Source organism: Corynebacterium sp. ES2775-CONJ, from assembly GCF_024814515.1.
In the GTDB taxonomy this organism is placed as follows: Bacteria; Actinomycetota; Actinomycetes; order Mycobacteriales; family Mycobacteriaceae; genus Corynebacterium.
The window spans coordinates 73,859-99,287 of record NZ_JANUXT010000003.1 but is presented as its reverse complement, the minus strand read 5'-3'; the positions used below and the strand labels follow the sequence as shown (position 1 = coordinate 99,287).

Annotated in this window: 19 protein-coding genes and 1 tRNA gene; 14 read left to right on the top strand and 6 right to left on the bottom strand. The window is 52.9% G+C overall.

The window, feature by feature from the left end; genetic code table 11:
- Positions 1 to 3: 3 nt before the first annotated feature.
- The 3 genes from NXT01_RS04450 (at position 4) to NXT01_RS04440 (ending at position 3,468) form a co-directional block, all read left to right on the top strand.
- Positions 4 to 2,574 carry an AAA family ATPase gene (locus tag NXT01_RS04450; RefSeq protein WP_259078021.1) on the top strand — a complete coding sequence of 857 codons (2,571 nt, stop codon included), beginning with the start codon at positions 4 to 6 and terminating at the stop codon, positions 2,572 to 2,574.
- Positions 2,575 to 2,664: 90 nt separating this feature from the next.
- The gene (locus NXT01_RS04445; RefSeq protein WP_259078019.1) at positions 2,665 to 3,147 is read left to right on the top strand and encodes a MarR family winged helix-turn-helix transcriptional regulator; all 483 of its coding nucleotides are present in this window, start codon (positions 2,665 to 2,667) and stop codon (positions 3,145 to 3,147) included.
- Positions 3,148 to 3,237: 90 nt separating this feature from the next.
- The gene (locus NXT01_RS04440) at positions 3,238 to 3,468 is read left to right on the top strand and encodes a PspC domain-containing protein (protein ID WP_259078018.1); all 231 of its coding nucleotides are present in this window, start codon (positions 3,238 to 3,240) and stop codon (positions 3,466 to 3,468) included.
- Between the two features lie 53 nt (positions 3,469 to 3,521).
- Here NXT01_RS04440 and NXT01_RS04435 read toward each other — a convergent pair.
- From NXT01_RS04435 to NXT01_RS04415, 5 genes are all read right to left on the bottom strand, one after another.
- Positions 3,522 to 3,594, bottom strand: a tRNA-Arg gene (locus NXT01_RS04435).
- Between the two features lie 110 nt (positions 3,595 to 3,704).
- A complete protein-coding gene (locus NXT01_RS04430; protein WP_259078017.1) occupies positions 3,705 to 4,340 on the bottom strand; it encodes an LUD domain-containing protein in 636 nt (211 codons plus the stop codon).
- A gap of 2 nt (positions 4,341 to 4,342) precedes the next feature.
- Positions 4,343 to 5,881: a LutB/LldF family L-lactate oxidation iron-sulfur protein gene (locus NXT01_RS04425; protein ID WP_259078015.1), complete on the bottom strand. Its 1,539-nt coding sequence runs from the start codon at positions 5,879 to 5,881 to the stop codon at positions 4,343 to 4,345.
- Positions 5,878 to 6,663 (bottom strand): (Fe-S)-binding protein, encoded by a 786-nt coding sequence (locus tag NXT01_RS04420; protein WP_259078013.1) that lies wholly within the window; start codon positions 6,661 to 6,663, stop codon positions 5,878 to 5,880. Before NXT01_RS04420 ends, NXT01_RS04425 begins: the two co-directional genes overlap by 4 nt.
- A 472-nt stretch (positions 6,664 to 7,135) precedes the next feature.
- Positions 7,136 to 8,806 (bottom strand): L-lactate permease, encoded by a 1,671-nt coding sequence (locus NXT01_RS04415; protein ID WP_259078012.1) that lies wholly within the window; start codon positions 8,804 to 8,806, stop codon positions 7,136 to 7,138.
- Between the two features lie 561 nt (positions 8,807 to 9,367).
- Here NXT01_RS04415 and argS point away from each other — a divergent pair.
- The 4 genes from argS to thrB all read left to right on the top strand — a co-directional run bounded on the left by argS (position 9,368) and on the right by thrB (position 14,823).
- On the top strand, positions 9,368 to 11,020 hold the full coding sequence (argS, locus tag NXT01_RS04410) for an arginine--tRNA ligase (protein ID WP_259078010.1): 1,653 nt from the start codon (positions 9,368 to 9,370) through the stop codon (positions 11,018 to 11,020).
- 79 nt (positions 11,021 to 11,099) lie between these two features.
- Entirely contained in the window at positions 11,100 to 12,449 is a 1,350-nt protein-coding gene (gene lysA, locus NXT01_RS04405) for a diaminopimelate decarboxylase (RefSeq protein WP_259078008.1), read from the top strand.
- Between the two features lie 112 nt (positions 12,450 to 12,561).
- Positions 12,562 to 13,908 (top strand): homoserine dehydrogenase, encoded by a 1,347-nt coding sequence (locus NXT01_RS04400; protein WP_259078006.1) that lies wholly within the window; start codon positions 12,562 to 12,564, stop codon positions 13,906 to 13,908.
- Positions 13,909 to 14,823 carry a homoserine kinase gene (thrB, locus tag NXT01_RS04395; protein ID WP_259078005.1) on the top strand — a complete coding sequence of 305 codons (915 nt, stop codon included), beginning with the start codon at positions 13,909 to 13,911 and terminating at the stop codon, positions 14,821 to 14,823.
- Here thrB and NXT01_RS04390 read toward each other — a convergent pair.
- On the bottom strand, positions 14,820 to 16,547 hold the full coding sequence (locus NXT01_RS04390) for a long-chain fatty-acid--CoA ligase (protein WP_259078003.1): 1,728 nt from the start codon (positions 16,545 to 16,547) through the stop codon (positions 14,820 to 14,822). The genes thrB and NXT01_RS04390 overlap by 4 nt on opposite strands.
- A 426-nt stretch (positions 16,548 to 16,973) precedes the next feature.
- On the opposite strand from NXT01_RS04390, the gene rho reads away from it, so the two are divergent.
- The 7 genes from rho (at position 16,974) to atpB (ending at position 25,403) form a co-directional block, all read left to right on the top strand.
- Positions 16,974 to 18,842, top strand: coding sequence for a transcription termination factor Rho (gene rho, locus NXT01_RS04385; RefSeq protein WP_259078001.1), 1,869 nt, complete (start codon positions 16,974 to 16,976; stop codon positions 18,840 to 18,842).
- A 3-nt stretch (positions 18,843 to 18,845) separates the two neighbouring features.
- The gene (gene prfA / locus NXT01_RS04380) at positions 18,846 to 19,919 is read left to right on the top strand and encodes a peptide chain release factor 1 (RefSeq protein WP_259077999.1); all 1,074 of its coding nucleotides are present in this window, start codon (positions 18,846 to 18,848) and stop codon (positions 19,917 to 19,919) included.
- A gap of 5 nt (positions 19,920 to 19,924) precedes the next feature.
- Positions 19,925 to 20,761, top strand: coding sequence for a peptide chain release factor N(5)-glutamine methyltransferase (gene prmC, locus NXT01_RS04375; RefSeq protein WP_259077997.1), 837 nt, complete (start codon positions 19,925 to 19,927; stop codon positions 20,759 to 20,761).
- A 44-nt stretch (positions 20,762 to 20,805) separates the two neighbouring features.
- Positions 20,806 to 21,456: an L-threonylcarbamoyladenylate synthase gene (locus NXT01_RS04370; protein WP_259077996.1), complete on the top strand. Its 651-nt coding sequence runs from the start codon at positions 20,806 to 20,808 to the stop codon at positions 21,454 to 21,456.
- Positions 21,457 to 22,671, top strand: coding sequence for an MraY family glycosyltransferase (locus NXT01_RS04365; RefSeq protein ID WP_259077995.1), 1,215 nt, complete (start codon positions 21,457 to 21,459; stop codon positions 22,669 to 22,671).
- A complete protein-coding gene (locus tag NXT01_RS04360; protein ID WP_259077994.1) occupies positions 22,668 to 23,099 on the top strand; it encodes a hypothetical protein in 432 nt (143 codons plus the stop codon). Before NXT01_RS04365 ends, NXT01_RS04360 begins: the two co-directional genes overlap by 4 nt.
- A 1,512-nt stretch (positions 23,100 to 24,611) precedes the next feature.
- Positions 24,612 to 25,403 (top strand): F0F1 ATP synthase subunit A, encoded by a 792-nt coding sequence (gene atpB / locus NXT01_RS04355; RefSeq protein WP_259078435.1) that lies wholly within the window; start codon positions 24,612 to 24,614, stop codon positions 25,401 to 25,403.
- Positions 25,404 to 25,429 lie beyond the last annotated feature (26 nt).

Sequence of the window (25,429 nt, the reverse complement as noted above, 5' to 3'; positions counted from 1 at the left end):
ACGATGGACATCCAACGAATTGAGCTCAAGAATATTCGCGGTATCAATCACCTCATTCTCGATGATCTCCCTGCCACCGGCGTTATTATGATCTCTGGAGATAATGAGGCAGGAAAATCCACAATACTTGAAGCTATCCGCATCGCATTGGATATGAAAGCAACCTCAAAAAGCAAAAATGTGAAGGCTCTCAAACCTCTCGATCGGGATGAAGCTCCAGAAATTTGGCTGCATTTTCGCCTCGGTGAGCACAAGATCGAACTATATAAGCAGTATCTGAAAGCGCCCAAAACTGAGCTGAAGGTCGATAACCGAAGCTATACAGCGGACGACGCCGAGGACCAACTAGAACAACTCAAGCAGCGATATATCGATCCTGGACTTTTTCGGGCACTTTATAATCAACAAGACCAAATGGACGACGATCTGGTCTTTGCTGATATTAAGCCATTAGAAGACACCTTACGCGCTGACCTGGACGAGGATGCCTCTCCCGATCATGGAAACGAATTGATTAAGAGAGCTTTCGAGGAGTATTCACGGTTTTACCAAAGAACCGGGCGAGAAACCACCGAGGTGAAAAATGCGCGTCAGGCGGTTCAAGAAGCTCAGCAAAACTTCGAAGCCAAGAAGAAAAAACTCTCAGATCTCAGCACCTATATCGCTGAGTATGACAAACAGCAGCGCCACGTCACCGAATCGGAGAAAGCGCTGCCCACGTACCATGATCACGTAAGCGAATTAGCAGAGCAGGTTGCAGAGATCGAATCCGCTGAGAATAAGCTACTGGGATTAAAAGAAGACTTCGAGCGCGCACAAGAAGCCTTAAAACACAGTATAAGAGAGTGCAAGAGGCGCCAAGAGTTGCAAGCCGCTTGCGCAGAGCTTGCTCAGGAACTGGCCCAACTGCGCAAAGATATTATTCCCATAGCGCAGGCCGCCGACAAAGAGCATGAGGAACTTGAGGCGCTGAGAACACGCAGAGGCGATCTTACTGACCAACTGAAGCAATTACGGGAAGAGATAAAAACTCTCAAGGAGCGTATTGAACGCACGGCCGCTGGGGAACTGGCTCGGGAGGCAACAGAAACCCTAGAAAAGATTCGTGAAGTCGAAGAAACTATTGCCCGTCTCGCACAAGTTCCCCACATCGAGAACAGTGTACTTAAGCAACTGGAGCAGGCGTGGGAGAATTTCAATGCCGCTTCTATCAAGGCCGAAGCCCAATCGACGGTTCTATCCCTATCAGCCCGTTCCGACACCGAGCTTCTAGTCGACGGACAGGATGTAGCAGTTGGTCGGGAGCGTAGAGACTACTTAATCACCAAACCCTTAACACTCGAGATTGGTGATATTACCGCAGAGATCACTCCAGGCGCCGGTTCGGTGCAACGCGAGCGAGACGATTCGGAGGCCAAATGGCAGGAGTTAAAAGACGCTGCCGGTGTCGAAACTATCGAACAGGCACGTGAGATATTCCATGCAGGGCAAGAAGCAACCCGTAGTATAGTCAGCTACCGCAGCACACTGAAGGAATTAACCAAGGAGCGCACCCACGCAGAGTTATCGCAGCTCATCGCTGCAGCACCTCAGGACGAGGATGAGGATAGCTCGGCCGATCTAAGCGCTGAGCTCCATCTTCTAGAGAAATCAAAAGAAGAAAAAGAAGAAGAGCGAGAGTGCCTTGACGCTCAGATCACCGATAGTGAGAACTCCCCGCAAGCTCAACTCCTGCAATCGCTCAGTAGTACTATTAGCGCCAAAGAAGCTGTTTTGCAGCGAGAGGAACTGTATCTAGAAAGCGCCGAAGCCGAAGTGAGTTCTTTGGTCTTAGATCAGCAACGAGAATCTGCGGAGACGATGGTGGAGAAAACCCGTCAGAAATGGGAAGCAGCCAAAAAGCAACTCGATCTCTTGGATATCGAGAATAAAAAAAGAGCACTGGAAGTTGCGCAAGCGAAAGTGACCAACACCAAAGAATCATTAAGACGAGCCGAGCAGGAAATCGCCCGCATGGCCGGCTATATCGAACAAGCCGATGGGGCCGGCACAGACTACGACCTAGCCTGCGATCATCTAAGTCAGGCGGAGCGTAAACTTGAGGCGATAGAGAGCCGGGCAGCAGCGGCAAAGCTCCTTTATCAGATACTACTTTCACACCAGAAATTGGCCCGAGAGCGCTATGCCCTCCCCTTTGCCCAAAAACTCAATTCCTTAGCACGGATTGTATGGGGGCCTGATGTGAATTTTGAGTTGAGCGAAAAGCTCCAAGTGCTCGCGCGTACCGGAATGGGTGGAGTTCGCGTAGAACAGGGCGAACTCTCAGGTGGGGCAAAAGAGCAGCTGAATATCCTATCGAGGCTTGCCGTTGCCTCCCTGGTGAGCGAGCAGTCAATCCCAGTATTTTTTGACGATGTACTCGGATCAACAGATGCCACGCGTCTGGACGCTATGGCGGCAGTGTTCAACCAGCTCGCTAAAACTCAGCAAATTTTCGTCCTAACCTGTGTTCCCTCGCGCTACCAGGGTGTTACCCAGTGCGATGAAAGACCTCTCGCTTTGCTCAAAAAATAGTAACAGGCTTTAAAAATTCCGCAAGGACAATTTTACAAGTAGAGACCGTGACGTTTCCCAAAAGAAAATTATGCGGTTATCATGGGCTTTATGAGTACTCCCCGCTGGTTGACCGACGAAGAGCAGGTATTTTGGCGCCTCCTACTAAGCACCGTGCGGAAGGTACAGAATACTAATGAGCAAGTACTGCACAATGAACACAAGCTCACCAGTAGCGAATTCGCCGTCCTCGTATGCCTATCGGAAGCTCCGGATGAGATGCTGCGTCTGCGCGATTTGTGCGCCAATCTGGAGTGGGATCGCTCCCGGACGTCGCACCAGGTAACTCGCATGGAGAAGCGCGGTCTCGTAGCTAAAAGTAAGTGTTCCGGTGATGCACGAGGCATCCATATCAGCCTCAGTGCCGAAGGAAAGAAGCGTCTGGTGGAAGCGGCCCCGACCCATGTAAATACGGTGCGATCATTGATTTTCGACACCATCACACCCGAATTGATGGCAGCGGTAGAAATATATCTCCAGAATATTCAAGATCAAGATCTCTCTGCTCCTGATATCGATTCACCAGCAGTGTGAATTCAGGGTTTATTCAGGGGGATCCCTGATACCTACAGTTGTTGTGAAAAGGCATAATAGAAGGATCACATCACAATTAAGGAGACTTCGATGGAATTTTATTCGACGCCCTATGGCGACCCTTCTGTCCCGTGGTACCAACGGCAGGTCCACCGTTCGCGGACTCAGGGAATCGCTGGGGGAGTGTTGGCGGGTATCGGGGAAACCTACGGTGTCAATATCACGTTGCTGCGGTTGATATTCTTGCTCTCCATGATGCTGCCTGGCCCGCAACTGCTCCTTTATTTCCTGGCGTGGTTTCTTATGACGCCACGGGGCTAAGATAGCGAATAGGTCCCTCTCCACTTCATCTGGAGAGGGACCTATTTATATAGTGCCCCCGACAGGAGTCGAACCTGCGACCTTTGGTACCGGAAACCAGCGCTCTATCCACTGAGCTACGGGGGCCAAGAAGTTCTCATTCTATAAAGAACAACGCGACTTACTTTAGCACCTTAGAGGTCAAACTAAAAAAGAGCGGCGAGGCCGGGTATCTTCGCCGCTCCCACTAGGAATTTTTAGCCATCCACTAAAACACAGATGAGAGTACGCGGGCCGTGCACACCTTCAACACGGCTGAGCTCGATATCCGAGGTGGCTGAAGGCCCAGAGATCATGGTGATCGGTCGAGTGCGACCCAACCGGGCGATCATTTCCGGAATTCCGTAAACTACCGAATCCATATGCACAATCACAACGTGGCAGTCGGGCACTAAAGTGAGGGCACGACGACCACAGCGGTCATTGGACTCCAGACAAATGGTTCCAGTTTGAGCCGACGAAACATGAGAATCAGTCACGATAGCGTCAACCTCATTGAGGGTGCGCGGATCCACAGAGTTGTCGTCGGGAGATGCGTGACCATTAAATGAGTCGAAGAGACCACTATCGAGACCAGGAGCATAGCGAACAGTACGCGCTTCGCGAGCATTAAGGATTTCGGAAATCTTATTCCCTAGTCCCTCAGCGGTGCTTTCTTCCACGATAGCCTTGTAGTCCAGGAGGCGATCGATAAGAATGTCCTTGAGTTCTTCCCGTGAATACTTCTCGGTCTCGTTCTCGTTGTATTCGCGGACAATCTCAACCTCGTCGGGCATATTGGAGAGCTTGTGCGCATTCCGAATACGGGTGAGCATCTCAGTCTTGGCATCCATTATTAATTCTCCTCGCCCTCGTTGAGCTTATTGGTGGGAAGACCGTCGTGGCGGGCGTCAGTGAGCAGCTGCTGCGCCTCATCAGATTCGAACCACTGTCGGAAAGATTTCTTTGGTGGCACCGCGGTATCGCGAATATCGGTCCAACCAGAAAGGAAGGATGGTAGATGCGTAATCTTGCCGTTGAAACCTCCGAGAATACGCCCCATGAAGACCACACGCGTTGCAAGGTTCCACAGAGTCGGAGAGCCCCACGTCATTTGCATAGCACCCATAAGTGCACCTTCGACGAGTGGCTTGTGCTTTTCCACCTTCTGGTGGCGCAGTTCAAGGAGGGTCTCCACAATAGGGATTTTAACCGGGCACACTTCATTACAGCGACCACACAGTGAGGAGGCATAGGGGAGATAGTTATTTGGATCGTCGGAGGTGTCCATGCCAGTTAGCTGCGGTGACAAAATAGCACCGATGGGGCCAGGATATGTGGAGCCATAAGCATGTCCACCGGCGCGCTCGTAGACGGGGCAGACATTCAAACAAGCTGAGCAACGGATGCACTTGAGAGCTTCGCGGCCGAGTTCGTCAGACATTGCGGCAGTGCGGCCGTTATCGAGCAGAATTAGATGGAAGTTCTGAGGGCCATCGCCTTCAGTAACCCCTGACCACAGTGAAGTATAGGGATTCATGCGTTCGCCGGTGGAAGAGCGCGGCAGTAATTGCAAGAAGGTCTCGTAGTCGCGGAAAGTTGGCAAAATCTTCTCAATGCCCATCACGGAAATGAGGGTTTCCGGAAGTGTAAGGCACATACGGCCATTGCCCTCTGATTCCACAATCGTGACGTGCCCTGTTTCCGCGATACCAAAATTGGCGCCCGAAATAGCTACCTTGGCTTCCATAAACTGTTCACGTAGGTATACGCGAGCAGCCTCTGCCAGCTCCGGGGGATCGGAGCTAATCGATTCGTCGATATGACTCATCTTCTTCAGGAATATAGAGCGAATCTCGGCTCGGTTGCGGTGAATAGCAGGCACCAGAATGTGGGAGGGGCGATCCTCTCCTAACTGCACAATCAGCTCAGCGAGGTCAGTTTCTTGAGCAAAAATACCAGCTTCCTCGAGCTGTTCATTAAGAGCAATCTCTTGGGTAGCCATAGATTTAATTTTCACGACGCGATCGACATTTTGCTCCTTCACTAAGTCGAGCACGATCTTGCCAGCCTCGGCGGCATCGCGCGCCCAATGGACGTGACCGCCGCGGGCAGTGACTGCTTCCTCGAACTGCTCGAGCAGCTCGGGAAGATGCGCCTGGACATAACGCTTGGTCGTGGATCCTGCTTCACGCAGCGCTTCCCAGTCATCAATTTCAGAGATGACCTCGTGGCGCTTATTCCTAATATGCGTGGTGGCCTTGGTGAGATTACGCCGCTGGGTAACATTATTGAGCCCATCATGGGCTTTATGTGGGAAGGAATCATCGCCACGCAACATCGACGGTGCTGTTGCGTAGGGTGGCATGGGTGGGGTGCCGAGATTAATGCTCACAGCATTGCCTCCTTGGAATAAGCGGCCGACGTGGGGCTCCACTCGTGATCTTTAGTGGATGCAAGAATTTCCGCGATATGAATAGCGCGGATGCCAACATGCTGACGGGAAAGGGAACCGGCGATATTCATTAAGCAGGATGAATCGCCACCAGTAACGAATTCTGCTCCCGTTATCTGAATATTACGGCATTTATCCGAAACCATCGCAGCGGAAGTTTCCGCGTTCTTAAGCGAGAAAGTGCCACCGAATCCGCAGCATTCTTCCTTATTAGGCAAATCGATAAGCTCCAGGCCTTCGACATGCTGCAATAAGCGGTATGGGCGGTCGCCAAGTTTGAGAAAGCGCAAGCCGTGGCAGCTGGGGTGGTAGGTCACCTTGTGAGGGAAGAAGGCGCCGACATTCTCCACACCTGCGACATCGATCAGAAATTCGGGGAGGTCGAGGGTCTTTTGAGCGCACTTCTTGGCGCCATCAACTAGAGAGGCGGTGCCATAGCGTTTAGCCAAGTGCTCGTGATCATCGCGGACGGCGGTAACGCAAGAGCCAGAAGGGGAAACGACATAGTCGATGGAGGAATCCTCGAAGGCGTCTACGTAGTTCTTTACTTGGCCAATCGCTTCGCGTTGGTAACCGGTATTGACGTGCATCTGACCGCAGCAGGTTTGGGCCTTGGGGAAAACGACTTCATGGCCCAAGCGGGATAGAAGCAAAGCGGTGGCCTTCGAAGCATCGGGGAACATGGCGTCACCGATGCATGTAGAGAAGAGCGCAACTCTCATGTGGTACTACTCCTGTCTTGTGGAAGTTAGATATTCACGCCGCGCTTAGTTCAAAGCTCCACCCGAGGGTGACGCATCTGTGGCCCGAAAATTGCGAGTAATCCTTGGGTTAGAGAAAGCGTGAGACGCGAAAATAGCTACCTTTTACCCTACCTGATCACCCTTAGTTAATCTAACCAAAACTAGCACTAAAATAGCGACCTAGCTGCCAATATATAAGAAACACTAGTGTTTCAAAAAGGCTAACCTAACTTAGGTTAAGGTAAGAACGGTACTGAGCGCTTACTTTCCGATATTGTCAGTTCCCGCTTGAATCGTTGCGGGTGGTAAGCCGCATAAAAAGGGGAACAGTTGTCAATAAAAAGCACCCACTTACTCCCCCTTATATGGGGGAGCAAGTGGGTGTGGAGACCTTGCGAGATCATGCGAGATCTAGCGGGCTAAACCCTTATTCCGTAGAGGCGGAAAGCCACTACGGCACGATGGGGGCCATGAAGCTAAGAACGTTAGTTTGGAGGAAGACCAAGGAGCATACAACAAAAAGCATACCCAGGGACCACCAGACAACGGCTTTGAAAATTTCAGACTCGCGACCTTCCATCTTCACCGCTGTAGCGGCAATTGCCAAGGACTGAGGTGAAACCATCTTGCCCACTACGCCGCCCGAGGTGTTGGCAGCGAGCATAAGGTCGGGATTAATGCCAGCAGTATTAGCAGCGGTCACCTGCATCTTAGAGAAGAGTGCATTAGCCGAGGTATCTGAACCCGTTACGGCGGTTCCCACCCAACCTAGAGACGGAGCCAAGAAAGCATATGCGCCGCCGAGCGATGCGACGAACTGGCCGATAGCCACCGTTTGACCAGAGTAATTCATAACATAAGCTAGCCCAAGAACCAAGGTGATGGTCAGGGCGGACCAGCGCATACGATAAGCAGTTGAAGTGAATTCGTTGACCACTTCTCCGGCTGTTAGCTTATAACGGCCGTTCTCCGTGAAGATTGCGTAGATAACTGCCACGATGAGACCCGAGATGAGCAGGAGGGAACCGGGGTTGTGAATGAGCAACAAGGTATAGCTGGAATTCACTGGATCGCCATCAGCGGTGACAAGGCGATCAGCCAGAAGTGGCCAATCGAAGGAGATCTTTGGAGCCTTGAGGAGGTCAGGAATGGTACTACCCAAGTTGGCAACACCGAAGACGACTGTCACCACGGCATATGGCAATAAAGCCATCCACACGCGCATTGGAGGTAGCTCCTCGGAGGTTGCGGCCGGAGGGAGCTCCATGCGCTTACGCATCTCGTCCACGCCCCGGGGATCCCAGAAACGAAGGAAGACAAAGGCGGCACCAAGCGAAACGATACAAGCTACCACATCGGTGAGCTGGTAGGCGAAGAAATTCGAGGTAGCCCACTGGGCAATGGCGAAAGCGAAACCAATAACAAACGCTGGTACCCACGCCTCCTTGAGTCCCTTGAATCCGTCCAAAATGATGAGCAAGATAGCCGGCACAAAAACCGCGATGAGTGGGGCCTGGTGACCCACAATAGCCGCAATATTCTCGGTTTGTTCGAGGGTGCGACCGCCCACAGCGCCCGCCGTGGTGATGGGGATGGCCACGGCGCCGAAGGCCACGGGAGCGGTATTAGCCAAGAGGACCACGGTGGCAGCCTTGAGCGGTTTAATACCGAGAGCCAAAATCATGGTGGCCGTGATGGCCACTGGTGCACCAAAGCCCGCCAGGGCTTCGAGCAAGCCGCCGAAGCAGAAGGCGATAAGAATAGCCTGGATGCGGACATCGCCGTCGCCTAGCTTATCGAAGGTGCGGCGGAGATCCTCAAATCGGCCCGATGCCACCGTGATCTGGTAAAACCAAATAGCCATCACGATAACCCAGACAATGGGTAATAGCCCGAAGAGCGCACCGCGCAGGGTGGCGCTTAGTGCGAGGTCGATGGGCATATTAAAGCCTAAGACTGCCACCACGATAGCCGTGAGGGTAGCCACGGCAGCGGAAACATGGGCGCTTGTTTTTACACCGATGAGCATGACGAAGAATGCGAGTAAGGGTAGGGTGCCCACTAAGGCTGATAGGCCGAGGCTACCGCCAACTGCATCGGTCACAGCGGTAAATTGGTTCACTGCAACTCCTTTGACTGGATAGTATTGTCAATATTTTTATGAAGAGTTGCGCCCTAGTTATATCCCGAGGCGCAACCATAACGCCCACCGCGATCATAAACCCCTCAGGCGAGCGTCAAGGTTGCATGGTGGACTGGATTTATGGTCTTCTCGTGCAGATAGGGAGAGAGCAGCATGACCTTTCAATCGGTGAAGCCTGAAGCTGCGCTGCCGAAGAAAGATGATGACACCCCTACCTATGTGCTCCGCTAACAGCTTAACCCCCCGCAGTGTCTGATGTGGGCCTCGTGGGGGTTTTTCGGCCTGTTGAAAATCGTCGAAAATTACCCCCGTTTCCTTGAAAACCAGCAGTTAAACCTGTTGAGAGTCGTTTTGGCTAAGAATTCAAGGGGGTAGCGGGGTGGCGGTGGGCGTCTTGAATAAGAGGTGGAGAGAAATCGGGGGACCCATCTATGCAGCCAAGGGGAACACAACCCAGTAATCGAAGCGCTCGCTGACATGTCTTTTTTCAACAGCATGTGATGTGACTGCCGAAAAGTAGATACGCTAAACTCACTGCCTATGACACCTGCAGAACTCTCACAACTCATCACCTCCACGGCGTACCAAGTACTCTCCGAGAAACAGCTCGATACTTCGGTATTGCCTGAAACTGTTGTCGTGGAACGCCCTCGCAATCCTGAGCATGGTGATTACGCCACCAATATTGCCTTGCAGGTAGCCAAAAAAGTCGGAATGAACCCGCGCGAATTGGGTCACCTACTTGCGCAAGCCCTCAACGTCATCGACGGCATCGAATCCTGCGAAATCGCTGGACCTGGCTTTATCAATATCACATTGCAAGCTGCAGCCCAGGGGGCGATTATCGCGCAGATCCTTAAGCTGGGAGCCCAGTATGGGGCCGGCGATGTCCTCGCTGGCAAAAAGATTAACTTGGAGTTCGTATCGGCTAACCCTACTGGTCCCATCCACTTAGGCGGAACTCGGTGGGCTGCCGTCGGTGATTCGCTGGGGCGAATAATGAGCTTTAGCGGGGCTGATGTGACTCGCGAATACTATTTCAATGATCACGGGCGACAGATCGACCGATTTGTCAATTCCCTGCTCGCTGCAGCCAAGGGCGAGCCTACGCCAGAGGATGGCTATGGGGGAGAATATATAACCGAGATTGCAGCAGAAATTACCTCCGCTCACCCAGATGCACTCAATCAAGACGATGAGGTAATGCGCGAAATTTTCCGCAGCCACGGAGTTGATATGATGTTTAGTCATATTAAATCCTCACTTCGTGAATTTGGCACCACCTTCGATATATTCTTCCACGAGAATTCGCTTTTCGAGTCCGGCGCGGTTGACCAAGCTATTGCAGCCTTAAAAGAAAACGGCAACCTGTACGAAAAGGATGGCGCATGGTGGCTGCGTTCCACTGACTATGGCGACGACAAAGATCGCGTTGTTATCAAATCGGACGGAGACGCAGCCTATATTGCCGGCGATATCGCCTATGTCAGGGATAAATTTGAACGCGGCCATGACATTGCCATCTATATGTTGGGCGCCGATCACCACGGTTATATCTCGAGACTCAGGGCCGCTGCCGCCGCTCTAGGCTACGCTCCTGAGCGGGTAGAAGTTCTCATTGGTCAGATGGTGAATCTCGTGCGCGACGGCAACGCGGTAAGAATGTCCAAGCGTGCCGGTACCGTGATTACTCTCGACGATCTTGTAGCCGCTATAGGTATCGATGGTGCCCGCTATGCGATGATCCGCTCATCAGTGGATTCAACCCTCGACATTGATCTTGAGATATGGCAGTCTCAATCCTCTGATAATCCCGTTTATTATGTGCAATACGGTCACGCCCGCCTGTGCTCATTGAGCCGTAAGGCCGCAGAGCTCGGCATTGAAGCCATAAACCCAGACTTCTCGTTACTCAAGCACGAGCGGGAGGGAGAACTCATCCGCACGCTCGGAGAGTTCCCTGCTGTGGTGCAGGCCGCCTGTGAATTGCGAGAACCGCACCGTATTGCGCGCTATAGCGAAGTTTTGGCAGGTACTTTCCACCGTTTCTACGATAACTGTCAGATTCTGCCAAAAGTAGGGGAGGAAGCTGCTGACATCCACACCGCGCGCCTCGCTTTAGCAATGGCCAGCCAACAGGTCTTAGCCAATGCCTTGAACCTTCTCGGCGTTCGTGCGCCAGAGCGGATGTAGAAGCAGTGCCACTTTCAAGCCCACGGGGTGTCCTGCCTCGTGGGCTCCTTTTAATATTTGACCGGAAGATGATGAACGCGTGAATTTTAATGATCTCCCCGCCCATATATGGCCCCGCAATGCGTGCCGATCAGCCGATGGTGGTGTCACGATCGCGGGTGTGCCACTTGCAGCGATTGCCGCTGAATTTGGAACCCCCACCTTCGTTGTTGATGAAGACGACTTCCGCTCGAGGTGCCGCGATATGGCCAAGGCATTCGGGGGCGGAGAACACGTGCACTATGCAGCCAAAGCATTTCTTACTACCCGTATCGCCCAATGGGTGGCAAGCGAAGGTCTCGCCCTCGACATCGCTTCGCACGGAGAATTGCAGGTTGCTCTGCGCGCCGGTTTTCCGCCCGCACTTATCGCAGCCCATGGTAATAACAAAGACGCTGCTTTTCTTGGTGATATTGTCGCCAACGACATCGGTCATGTGATAGTAGATTCCCATCAGGAAATTGAAGAACTGCAGGACATAGCTGCGTCCTTGGACAAGGTTCAAGATGTTATGGTGCGGGTTAAACCAGGTATCGATGCTCATACACACGAGTTCATTGCCACTGCCCACGAGGACCAGAAATTTGGATTCTCGCTTTACTCAGGCTCTGCGTACCGTGCTGCTCGCAGAATTGTTGAATTAGAAAACTTAAATCTCGTCGGTCTTCACTGCCACGTCGGCTCTCAGGTTTTTGATGCTGAAGGCTTCTCGCTTGCTGCTGAGCGGGTGCTTAAACTGTATGGAAGGATTTTAAAGGAGCTGTCTGTGGGTCGAGATTTCTCAATTCTCGACCTTGGTGGGGGCTACGGTATTGCTTATACGGAATCCGAAACTGCCCTCGATGTTGACGCAGTAGCTAAAGATCTGTTGCGTCGCGTCGCTGATTACGCCCACCGCGAAGACGTACCCATGCCTTTTGTGATGGTAGAACCAGGACGGGCAATTGCCGGCCCATCTACAGTGACCCTCTATACGGTGGGCACAGTAAAAGATGTGAGCTTGGATGGGGGATATTCGCGCCGCTATATCTCGGTGGATGGGGGGATGAGCGATAATATCCGCCCGGCACTCTATGAGGCTATCTACGATATACGCAAGGTGGACGGCTTCAGTTCAGCGCCGACAGTGGATGCTCGAGTGGTGGGTTCGCACTGCGAATCCGGGGATATCGTGGTCAACCATGCGCAGATTCCTACCGATATTGCTCGGGGAGATTTGGTCGCCACTGCTGCTACGGGCGCCTACTGTTATTCGATGAGCAGTCGATACAATATGCTCATGCGCCCGGCAATTGTTTCGGTCAAAGATGGCCAAGCGCAATTAATGGTGCGTCGCGAGACCATCGAGGATTTCCTCAACCTTGAAGAGAACGACAACACTTCCGCATGAAGAATTCATGGTGTGCGGTCTATGGTTTAGAATTTGGCAATAGGTTTAAAGAGGTAGCGAGAGATTTCGCGACTTAAATGCCATAACTTTTTATTTGATAACGGGAGTTACTATGAGCGAAACCCATCCGGCAAGCAATTTCAGGCATGGTAAGGGAGAGAATTCACCCGTGGGTGTGGCCATCTTGGGCAATGGAACCGTGGGTTCACAGGTACTTCGGCTCATGGTTGAAAATGCTGAAGAATTTGCCCACCGGGCAGGCGGCCCCCTCGAGGTTCGCGGTGTTGCAGTGGCCAACAAAGAGAAGCACACCTCGAGTCTTGCCGCCGAACTGGGTGTTCTTACCGACGATGCCGCCTCCCTGATTGAGCGTGACGACGTCGATCTCGTTGTCGAAGTTATCGGCGGTATCGAATATCCACGTGAGTTAGTCCTTAAAGCCCTACGTGCCGGTAAGTCCGTGGTCACGGCCAATAAAGCACTGGTGGCCGCTCATTCAGCAGAGCTATCCGAGGCTGCGGATTCCGCGGGGGTGGATCTTTATTTTGAGGCGGCAGTTGCCGCTGCTATCCCAGTGGTTGGTCCACTCCGGCGTTCCCTTGCAGGTGATCAGATCGAATCAGTGGCCGGAATCGTCAATGGGACTACCAACTTCATATTGGATGCGATGGATTCCGCCGGTGCCGAATATGAGGATGTGCTCGCCGAAGCCATGCGCTTGGGCTATGCAGAAGCAGATCCCACCGCCGATGTTGAGGGATACGATGCTGCATCCAAGGCCGCCATTCTTGCATCTCTAGCCTTCCACACGAGAGTGACAGCGTCGGATGTATACTGCGAGGGCATCTCAGCGATTACTTCGGATGATATCAAGGCCGCTCGAGCAGCTGGTTATACCATTAAACTACTGGCTATTTGCGAGCGCTTGACCAACGATAGAGGTCAACGCTCTGTTTCCGCTCGTGTTCACCCTACCTTAATTCCACGGGATCACCCTTTGGCTAGCGTGAGTAAGAGCTTTAATGCGATCTTCGTTGAAGCGGAAGCTGCTGGTCGCCTAATGTTTTACGGAAATGGTGCTGGTGGTAACCCCACCGCCTCCGCGGTTCTAGGCGATATTGTGGGCGCCGCGCGTAATAAAGTATTCGGTGGCCGAGCTCCTGGTGAATCCACGTATGCTGATTTGCCGATCGCTGACTTTGGAGATGTCCCAACCAGGTACCACATCGATATGAAGGTTATTGATAGGGTGGGTGTGCTGGCTGAGATCACACAGATCTGCGCTGACCAGGGTATATCCTTGCGCACGGTGCGCCAAGAAGATCACCACGGTGAAGCTCGCCTCATCCTCGTTACCCATACCGCCAAAGAACGGTCGCTAGCCTCGATGGTTTCAGCCCTCGAAGAATCCGATACCTGTCTATCGGTAAACTCCGTACTACGTTTTGCAGGAGAGTAAATGAGCCACCAACTTCAACCTGGTCGTCATATTACCTGCTCGGTGCCTGCATCAACGGCCAACTTGGGCGCAGGTTTCGATTCTCTTGGTCTCGCGCTTGGACTTTACGACACGGTAGAGGTTATAACGACCGATGCGGGACTAGATATTGAGGTTCATGGCGAGGGGGCTGGGGAAGTTCCCCGCGATAGCTCCCACCTCGTTTACCGTGCCCTTGAGGCTGGACTGTCGGCAGCTGGGATAACGGTTGCGGGTTTGAAAATCATCTGCCACAATAGGATCCCGCATTCTAGAGGCCTTGGTTCCTCGGCCGCAGCCGCGGTTGCGGGAGTGGCTTTAGCTCAAGCATTAACTGGTGATGCACTCGATTCTGCTACCCTTTTACAATTAGCCTCTGAATTTGAAGGTCACCCCGATAACGCCGCAGCTTCTCTTTTCGGTGGCGCCATTATTTCATGGTCAACTGCTGGTGAAAGTAAGCGCTACCAGGCGGTCACCACTCCGGTTCATCCCGACCTCAAGGCTACGGCTTTTGTACCAAGTTGCCACGCCTCCACACATGAGGTGCGTAAAGTCTTACCCGCAAGCATTTCTCACCTAGATGCCCGCTTTAATATTTCGCGTGCAGCTTTAATGGTCGCCGCCTTAAACGAGCATCCCGAGCACCTGCAGAGCGCCACAGAAGACGTGCTGCATCAACCTTATCGTGCCGCGGTCTTAGAGCAGACTGCCTCATGGATTGAGCGGTTGCGGGACAAGGGCTATGCAGCTTACCTTTCCGGTGCTGGCCCCACCTGTATGGTGTTAGGAACCACCTGGGTCGACCAGTCGCTCATCGATGAAGCTGTAGCCGCGGGATTACAAGTTCTCACTCTAGAAATTGCTGGTGGAGTGAGCACCAAGGTCATAGCTTAACGAACTCGGGAGCTGCCCGGTCCGGGTAGTTTAATGATGTCGAGATCGCCGCGGGCCGCGGTAGCTCTGAGTTCGATCTTGTCGAATTTTCCTACTGAGGTTTTAGCAATATTTTCGACAAAGGCCCAGTACTCAGGAAGCATCCACGAAGGGAACGTTTCGCGTAGGTGATCGCGTAATTTATCTGCGGTCTCAAAGGTAGCATCGACATCAGCAACCAATTTGGTAATTGCTAGCGGACGCTCACCCCAGGTGCGGTCGTGGTTTCCAATAACGGCGCACTCAACAACTTCAGGTGCGGACATGATTTCATTTTCCAAGAGGCTGGAGTAAATCCATTCTCCTCCGGAACGGATGACATCTCGGGCGCGGTCGTTAAGAATGAGGAAACCATCAGCAGTAACCGTGCCGACATCACCTGTGCGAAGCCACCCATCTTCAGTGAACTGTTGCGCATAATTATCGGCTTTAGAGGGGTCTGACGGGTGATCGCTGACTGCTGAGCCTTCGTTCGAGGAGTGATAATAAGAACCGGTAATCCACGTACCCCTAACCTGAATCTCACCATCGTGGCGCTCCGTGCTATTGACCACCCGGCCATCGTTGACCACACGATAGTCAACGGCGGCGGGGAAACGACCTTGGGTGATCCGGTAGGAACGTTCGGCATCGGGTGATAGTCCAGTAGGCGGACGGGCCACCGTGGTGACACCAGAGGTTTCGGTCATGCCCCAGATTTGAACGAGATCAATGCCGAAGTTATTGCGCCATAAATCCATCAGCGCCGGTGGAACGGGGGAACCACCAGAAAAAATCTCCCGCAGCGAAATATTATTTGGTGGGTGCGCCAGATAGTACATCACGACCTGAATCCAGATGGACGGAACTCCATTTGCAGCCTGCGGAGAGGTGGTTTCTATGAGCTCTGCTAGGGATCGTGGTGTTAAATCAGCCCCTGGAAATACTAGGGGTGCCCCAGACATGACTGCGGCGATGGGCACGCACCACGAAAGTGTGTGATAAATCGGGACGCAGCACAGAAAGGTTCGTCCATGCGAAATTCCCAAGGAGTCGGAGGTGCGCAAACTGATCGCTTTCAAATACAAAGAGCGCTGGGAATACACTACGCCCTTCGGCTCGCCAGTAGTGCCAGTGGAATAACAGAGTGCTGCTGCAGCATTTTCCGGCAGTAGGGGCCACGGATAGGTCGAACGCCGCCCGTCGAGGAGGGCCTCATAAGAAAAGGTGGTAATGCCTGAAGGTATATAGCGTGAAGCCGCCTGCGGATTGGTGCGACCGATGAAAATCACTGCCCGAACGCTCGGGCACCCCGTCGATAGGACCTCACCCAATTGTTTTGCCAGGCGCTGATCGGCGATAATAACCTGATCTTCCGCAAGATTGATGATATGAGCAATCTGCGCATTCAGTAGCTGCTTGTTCAGAGGATTAAATACTGCCCCCATACAGGTCACAGCAAAAAGGGTCTCCAGGTGCTCAGTGCAATTAAACATGAAGGTGCCCACCCGATGGGAGGGTTTGATTTCCAACTCATCGGCGAGGGCATGCGCGAGCGCGGCCGCTCGCGCAGCCAGTTCACGGTAGGTGCTTGTAAATTCCTCCCCAGATTCCCACGTTTTAATGAGCGTAGGCCCGAATGCGCGCGCACCGTAATCCAGAATGCGAGAAATATTAAGAGGGACTTCCTGCATGGTAGAAAGCATGAGTATAAGCGTAGCAATCAGTTCGCTAGGACCGTAAGCGAACTCGCCACCTTATTAGCTGAATGCCGTGAGGGGAGAAGAGAGTTCTCATACGGCCATTTTTCATATTCGCGCAGATTGAGCTAGACTAACGAACGAACATACCAATCTTTGCCTCCCCCGCGTCCGCACTATTTGCACCAGAGGTTGTGCGCGTTGAATTTCGCTCAAACGGGAGAAGCCTGCAAATTCTGTGACTAAAGATTGCTCAGTTTGTTCATCCACATACATAGTAGGACTTGCTCCGCATTTCATGGTCTTCCATTGAAGGGCGTCGCTGTCACGATGCCTTGCCGCATCGGCATTCAGCGCCCCAATGGCCATCGATGGCTGATATACCCCAACCTCACAGCTAGCAACGAGCACAGTGAAACTGAAAGGACATCTGTGACTACAACAGATCAAGGCGCACCGCGAAATCTCGCAGCTCTGCGCCTACCTGAGCTGCGGAAAATGGCAGCCGATCTCGGTCTTAAAGGAATTTCCGCCCTGCGTAAGGGCGATTTAATAGCCGCCATCAACAACGCCGACCACGCTCCAGCCCGGGCTGAATCTACCCCCAGTGACAATCGCCCAGTTGCTGACAATCAAGAAACTGACACTACCGACAAGCGCCCACGTCGTCGGCGGGTGACTAAGCACAGTTCGGCCGACTCCGCTTCGGCCGAGGGCGACGAGAGCTCGCAGCCTAAGCAGCGTACTCAGCGGCGCCATCAGGACGGCGAAGAGGGCGATAATCAGCACGAGGATACAGAATCCAGAGATGCGGGCTCAGAGGATGAGCGTGATGGTGATAACCGCTACGAATCCCGCTCGGCTGCACGTCGCGCGCGGCGGAACCGCTCCCGCCGCGACGAGAGGGGTCGAGGACGACATAGTCACGATGGTGCCGATGAGTCGGCTCCGCAGAACGACAACTCAGAACAGACCGATTCCGCATCCGATGACGATTCTCAGGACAATCGCTCCCATCGGGGAGATCGTCGGGGGGAGCGTCGTGGCCGCCGAGGGCGACGTGGACGGGACGGCCGTGATAACCGCGACAGCCGCGACAATCAGGATGAGCGCGAAGCCAAAGAAGAAAATATTCAGGAAGCTGCAGGAATTCTCGATATTGTCGATTCCAATATCGCTTTTGTACGAACCTCGAGCTATCATGCAGGGCCAGCGGACGTCTACGTTAATAACCAGATGATCCGCCGCTTAGGGCTGCGATCCGGTGACTATATTGTCGGTGGTGTCCGTGTGGGCGGGAATAACGACAATCGCGGTAACTATGGGCGCGGTCGCAATCGCCAGAAATATAACCCTCTCGTTCGCGTTGATTCCGTCAACGGCATGACGGTAGAAGAGGCTAAAGCCCGCCCCGCCTTCAACTCGCTGACTCCACTGTATCCAAACCAGCGCTTGCGTTTGGAGACCGAGCAAAATATTCTCACAACCCGCGTTATTGACTTGATCATGCCTATTGGCAAGGGGCAGCGAGCCCTTATCGTATCGCCCCCGAAGGCCGGTAAGACCACGGTTATGCAGAATATTGCCAATGCCATCGCCACAAATAACCCTGAGTGCTATCTCATGGTGGTGCTTGTAGACGAACGGCCTGAAGAAGTCACCGATATGCAGCGTAGCGTAAAAGGCGAGGTCATTTCCTCGACATTCGACCGTCCGCCATCAGAGCACACCGCGGTGGCCGAATTAGCCATTGAGCGAGCCAAGCGTCTAGTGGAGCAGGGTCAAGACGTGGTGGTTCTACTCGACTCTATTACGAGGTTGGGCCGCGCCTACAACAACTCCTCACCGGCTTCTGGTCGTATTCTCTCCGGTGGTGTGGACTCCAACGCTCTATATCCGCCGAAGCGCTTCCTCGGAGCGGCTCGTAATATCGAAAATGGCGGCTCGTTAACGATCATCGCTACGGCCATGGTGGAAACCGGTTCCGCGGGTGACAACGTGATCTTTGAGGAATTCAAGGGCACCGGCAACGCCGAACTGAAGCTGGATCGCAAAATTGCAGAGCGTCGCGTATTCCCAGCAGTGGATGTTAATCCTTCTGGTACACGTAAGGATGAGTTGCTTCTCGCTCCTGAAGAAGCCCGCCTGATGCACAAGCTGCGCCGAATCCTTTCGGCATTGGATAATCAGCAGGCTATTGATCTATTGATCAAGCAGCTGAAAAAGACGAAGAGTAATCGCGAGTTCATGATGCAGATCGCTTCCTCGTCAATTATGTCTGCTGATAACGAACAGGAGTAACTGGTGGCAACACACGTTTCAGCCGTTGACGATATCGTCTCGGAGTATCAGGGCATCGAGGCACAGATGTCTGATCCCGAGACCATGAATGATCAGGCTTTATTTAGGAAACTCTCGAAGCGCTATTCAGAGTTGCAGCCAATCATGAATGTCAATCGGAAACTGGTTCAGGCTCGCGAAGATCATGAAGCCGCAGCATCAATGGCGCACGAGGATGCCGAATTCAAGGCTGAAGCCGAAGAATTAGAGGGCACAATCGTGCAATTGGAGGAGCAGCTGGCCGATCTCCTGGCTCCGCGCGACCCCCATGACTCTGAGGATATTGTTATGGAGGTTAAAGCCGGAGCTGGCGGCGAAGAAGCTGCACTCTTTGCAGGAGAGCTGGTGCGGATGTACCAGCGCTTTGCCGAGAAGCACGGTTTCATTACCGAAGTACTCGATCTCTCAGAGTCTGATCTTGGCGGTGTCAAGGATATAACCTTGTCAATTCGTTCGAAGCAGCCCTCCCGAGACGGAGCGTGGAGCATTTTCAAGTTCGAGGGTGGCGTCCACCGCGTACAGCGTGTGCCTGTCACCGAATCTCAGGGGCGGATTCAAACCTCAGCCGCTGGAGTACTGGTCTACCCTGAGCCTGATGAGATCGCGGAAGTGGAGATCGACGATAAAGATCTGCGAGTCGATGTGTACCGCTCGTCTGGTAAAGGTGGCCAGGGTGTGAACACCACCGATTCAGCGGTGCGTATCACCCACCTGCCTACGGGCATTGTCGTCACCTGCCAGAAAGAGCGCTCCCAGATCCAAAACAAGGCTCGCGCAATGCAGGTGCTCGCTGCACGACTGCAGGCGCTTGCTGAAGAGGCAGCAGATGCCGAGGCTGCTGAAGGGCGCGCCGCACAGATTCGCACTCTCGACCGCTCGGAGCGAGTGCGAACCTACAACTGGCCCGAGAACCGAATCTCCGATCACCGCATAGGCTACAAGTCGAATAACCTCGACTCAGTTCTCAATGGTGATCTCGATGATCTCTTCTCGGCACTGCGAGACGCCGAACGCGCGGCGCGTCTCGAAGCGGAGTAAGTCACGTGCGTGACCTTCTCACGCAAGCTGAAGCCACCCTTGCTCAAGCGGGGGTGGCTTCGCCTGCCTATGACGCCCGAGCGCTGGCCGCACATATTCTTAAATGTCAGCCTTTAGATCTGGGTTTTCTCAGCTCTGTTCCCGAGGATTTTGCCCAGGATTTTTCACTGCTAGTCGCGAGGCGCGCTCTCAGGGAGCCGCTGCAATATATAATTGGCACCGCAGCCTTCGGGTCGCTCGACTTAGCCGTCGGACCAGGAGTTTTTATACCCCGACCTGAAACCGAAGCCATGGCTCAGTGGGCTGTGGAGCATGCTCAAGAAATGCTGAAGGAGCGGAAGGCGCCAAGAATTGCCGATCTTTGTACCGGTTCCGGAGCCATTGCTGGTTATATAGCGACTTCGCTGGGACGCCACGCTCAGGTCTTCGCTGTGGAAATCTCTGCAGCAGCCTTAGCCTATACCAAAAAGAACCTGGCTCCTTTTGACAACGTAGAGATTATTGCTGGTGACGCCTGCGATCCGCGAATAGTACCGAAAGATCTCGATATGATCCTTACTAACCCACCCTATGTACCAGAATCGCCCACACTGGAACCGGAAGTTTACGCCGATCCGCCCCAAGCCGTATTCGCAGGCGAGTCGGGTATGGAGATCATAAATAAACTTGTCACTACTATTGACTCGAACTTAAGACCTGGTGGATTGATTGCAATTGAACACGACGACACCACGCAAGATGAAGTTATCACTCTGCTAGCCACGCATGGCTTTGAGAATATATGCGGGCATCTGGATGCTGCGGCTAAGCCGCGATTCGTAACGGCAAAGAGTAAGCTGTAACACTTGAGAGACGATCTATAGCCAAAAAGAATAAAGAGGCGATCATGAGCAGAATTTACCAGTGCAGTTCAGCCGATAACCGGGCATTAGGGATCAAAGCCGCCCTCAGTGCAGTCGAGTCGGGGCAACTAGTGGTGCTTCCTACCGATACGCTTTACGGCCTCGGCTGTAACGCCTTTGATATTCGGGCGGTTGAACGCCTGCTCACTACCAAAGATCGCGGACCAAATATGCCCGTACCCGTTCTTGTTGGTAGTTGGGAGACCGCTCGCGGACTCGTCCACTCGTATGATGATCGTTTGCGTACTCTCATCGAAGCTTTCTGGCCTGGCGCGTTGAGTATTGTTATACCGCAAGCTCCGTCGCTGAGGTGGAATCTCGGGGATACGAGGGGCACAGTCATGTTGAGGATGCCCCTTCATCCAGTAGCAATCGAGCTTTTACGAGCAACCGGTCCCATGGCCGTGTCGTCAGCGAATATCTCTGGTCAACCACCTGCAACTACGGTCGTTCAGGCTAAAGAACAGTTGGGCGATAAGGTTGCGGTGTATCTCGACGGGGGAGAGTGTGCCGCTAAGGTTGCCTCATCGATTCTCGATCTCTCAGGTACCCACCCTAAATTACTGCGCGAAGGCGCCCTGAGTGCTGACAGAATCGCAGAGGTTCTCGATGTTGATCCTGAGAGCATCAGGTAGATGGGGGCGGGAGTTGCCGGCGTCCCGATGCGCGAACTAGGGCTCGTGCTTCTAGTTGCCGCTTCTTTGACATATCTCACCACAGGGATCGTACGAATGGCCATGGTCAAGGCCGGACGCATGGGGGAGATCCGCGAGCGCGACGTGCACTTAGTTCCTAAGCCGAGACTTGGCGGCGCCGCTATGTTCACAGGATTTGTTTGTGCCGTCCTACTAGCGGCTCAATTGCCAGCTCTCACGAGGGGTTTTCAGCCACTGACCCCAGAGATGGACGCTGTTTTGGCCGGCGGTTTCATAGTAGTCTTGGTGGGAATTTGCGACGATCTCTGGGAACTCGACGCTCTTACGAAACTCGTTGGCCAGCTGGTGGCCGCGATCATCATGGTCTTCTTGGGACTTACCTGGACACTTATATGGTTGCCGCTCGATGGCGGGAGTACGTTCATTTTGGACCCCATCGCCTCGACGTTCGTGACGGTCCTATTCACCGTTACCCTCATCAATGCGATTAACTTCATCGACGGCCTTGATGGCTTAGCTGCTGGCGTGGGCCTCATCGGAGGGGGAGCGATCCTTCTCTACTCGCTGACCGTCCTCCATGATCAGGGCGGAATGGTCTCCGCCTATCCTCCGGCTATTATTGCGGCAGCGCTCGTAGGTATCTGTGCAGGCTTTTTGCCCCATAATTTTGAGCCCGCCCGAATATTCATGGGTGACTCCGGTGCCATGCTGATCGGTTTGTTACTAGCGGCAGCCTCAACCTCCGCATCAGGAAAAACTAGCCTCAGCCTCTACGGGGTCGTAGATATTATTGCTCTTTTATCGCCGCTCATGGTGGTCATTGCGGTGATCCTCATACCTGTGGGCGATCTCATTGTGGTGGTTATCCAACGGTTGTTACGCGGGCAATCACCTTTTTCAGCGGATCAGCTTCATATCCACCACAGGTTATTATCCATCGGACATACCCATCGCAGGGCGGTACTGATCATCTATGCCTGGGTATCCTTGGCGGCTTTTGGAGCCGTGGCGTTTTCCATCGTACCGTCGCAGGCCGCTAGCATCGCTACTGTCGTGTCCTTTATTGTTGTGGTGGCCCTAACGGCACGCCCTATTTATGAAGGAAGAAGAGAACGCCAACCTGAACTTAAGATTCTTATAGACTCTCACCCTCAAGCTCCTCCAGCGATCAACGAAAGTTTTAAAAACCCGTGAAAACACGCTCGCCCTACGATGACCATAAAAGGCCCCTCAATCGAGCCCTCTATTTTGGTCTGCATGCCCTCGTCATTGTCACGATCGTCCTGCTTATGGTGTGGGGAGCGGTCAGCGGACTCCCCGGATTGTGGGGAGTCTTGGTGGGATCGGGTATCGGTGGTGCCTTTATGCTGCTCACGGTGATAAATGTGCTCATTACCGCATCCTCGTCACCGAGTACTACTGGGGTGGTGATATTGGGTGGATGGCTGGTCAAACTTATCGTGGCCGGTATCGTTCTCTACTCCGTTCGAGACGCCGAATTTTACGATCCGGTTGCGCTTTTCAGTTCCGTGGTGGCTGTGTGCATTGTCGTGATTGGCGCCGAGGTCTATGGGATTATGACCACCAACGTCACCTACATAACTCCGCAGGACACTCCCTAGCCACTACAGACACAACGCTCTCCCCAGCGGTTATCTCGATAGATCAATCGGATTCCTCGATGTCGCCGAGCTACAAGCAACGAGACCCTACACAACGTCTCGAGCTCAAAGGGCAAGCTCTTCTCCTCGCTCTATAGCGTTTCTTCCGCGACTGCCGCTGTGGATAACAATCCAATGCGCGTCCCATCGAGTCAGCTCAACGGAACCGAGGAGCACCTCGTCCACGGTACGCGATCGTGAGTTTTCTTAGTAAGGTCATCGATCGGGATTAGCGGGCGTGACCAAAAATGATACCCCAAGTTATCGCATTACCCGCGGCGATTGTGTGAGAAGAATTGGATACAGGTTTTCTGTGTCTGTGACAACTCCGCCGTCGATCCGGATAACCACGAAACTTCGACAAAAGTAGGCGGGGTCTCCCTACCGAATGAGCTCAGCTCATCGGTTGTTTTTTTCTCGCTCACGGGTCAAAGAGGCAAGCGCCCGTTTCCCATTTGCACTGCGGTTTCTAGGAATAATAACGCTGGATGAACCTCGGAAACTCTAAGGTTAGCTAAGCGGATATAGCCAGATCGCTGGCGAGCGCACATTGGGTGCAAGCTTCGAGCTTGGCAGTGGGCGTCTCGCTCCCTGCTAGTTGTGCCTTCTCATCCACCCTGCTTCAGGCTTGCTTCATATGCCGGCACCAGTGCACACACGAGCACCCTTGATACGAAACCAGTGACGTTGGTCGCGGGCTGTGTTTTTGTGGTGTGCGAGCTCAGAATAATATTTTCCTCGTGCCGATGTCGGATCACCCGCGGTAATGTTTATTTCGGACCCCTCGAAGAGTCGAATAGCAACGCCTGGATCGCCGCTACTTATATTGAGAACTGGAGGGAAAATCTAACCAATATGGATCGGTTGAGATTATCTATTAATTGTCTCTTTAGTCGTTATGGAGCATTAAGAGCGGTGGGTGGGTCTCTCGCTAAGATATCAGGCTGCGGGGTTAAGAGAGATATAAGGCTGAGGTGGTCATCAGTGATATCGAGTTGGTAGACCCGCGGCTATGGACCATGTGCACGACCTAGCGGTTGTGCACTAGATTTCGAGTGCGCACGGTCATGTGGAGTAGTCGTGCTCTACTCGAGTGGAGTGGGAATTTAAGCAGAATCCAACGAGTATGGATGTGAGTAAAATTACCCCCGTAACTGAGTGTGAGCGACGTTATGGGTCGCTTATTAGCGCAGCTTAACTAGCACTCTAGCTCTTCGGGTTGGCGGGGCTAGAATTTCGCTGAGCCGAGTGGGAAGAAAAGTATGGTTTGGGCTGCTAGTCTTACACGTGGGCTTATATCTCGGCGAGTGCCTGCTCGCAATTGATCGAGACTTAGGTTCTGGGTTGACTACCGATGTGTAAGGGAATTGGTAGTCAGTACCAAGAAATGACATGACGTCCCTTACACCACGATTTTTCAAAAAATAGATTTTCGTGGCCCGAACACGGGAGAGAACGCTGAGCGTTATACAACTGGCCTTAGAGGGTGAATTTCACGCGCCCGATTTGGATCATGAATTTTTCCCGGATGCCATTTGGTTCGCCGATATTGCGAACGGCTGGTTCACAATCGACCGTCTGGTGTTTGTCCGCTTAATTATGGTTGGCGTTCTTCTGGCATTCTTCCTCATTGCTATGCGTCGCCCGAAGCTAATTCCTTCGGGCTTGCAGAATGTTGGCGAGTTGCTGTTGGACTTTGTGCGCATCCATATCGCAGAAGAGATCCTCGGGAGGAAAGAAGGGCGGCGGTTCCTGCCGGTTATTGCCACAATCTTCTTCCTGGTGCTGTTTATTAATGCCCCGTCGATCATTCCGTTCCTTAATATTTCGCCCAATGCTCGTATCGCTATGCCATTAGTGTTGGCGATTGTAGGTTATATAGCCTTCATTTACGCGGGCGCTAAGAAGTACGGATTCTTCAAGTATATGAAGAGTTCAGTGGTGATCCCCAACCTGCCGCTGCCGCTACACTTTGCGGTGGTGCCACTGGAATTTTTATCGACCTTTATTCTGCGCCCCGCCACACTCACGGTTCGTCTGATGGCGAATATGCTGGTTGGACACATCATTCTGGTTCTGCTTTTTTCTGCTTCTAACTTCTTTTTCTGGCAGATGAATGGCTGGACCGCCTTATCGGCAGTCACCTTGGTTGCTGGTGTCGCGTTCACTATCTTTGAGATGTTGGTCATCTTCTTGCAGGCCTATATTTTCGCCCTGCTAGTAGCCGTCTACATCGAATTGTCGTTGCACGCCGACGAACACTGATCCACATAGCGCATCTTGTTCTAAGA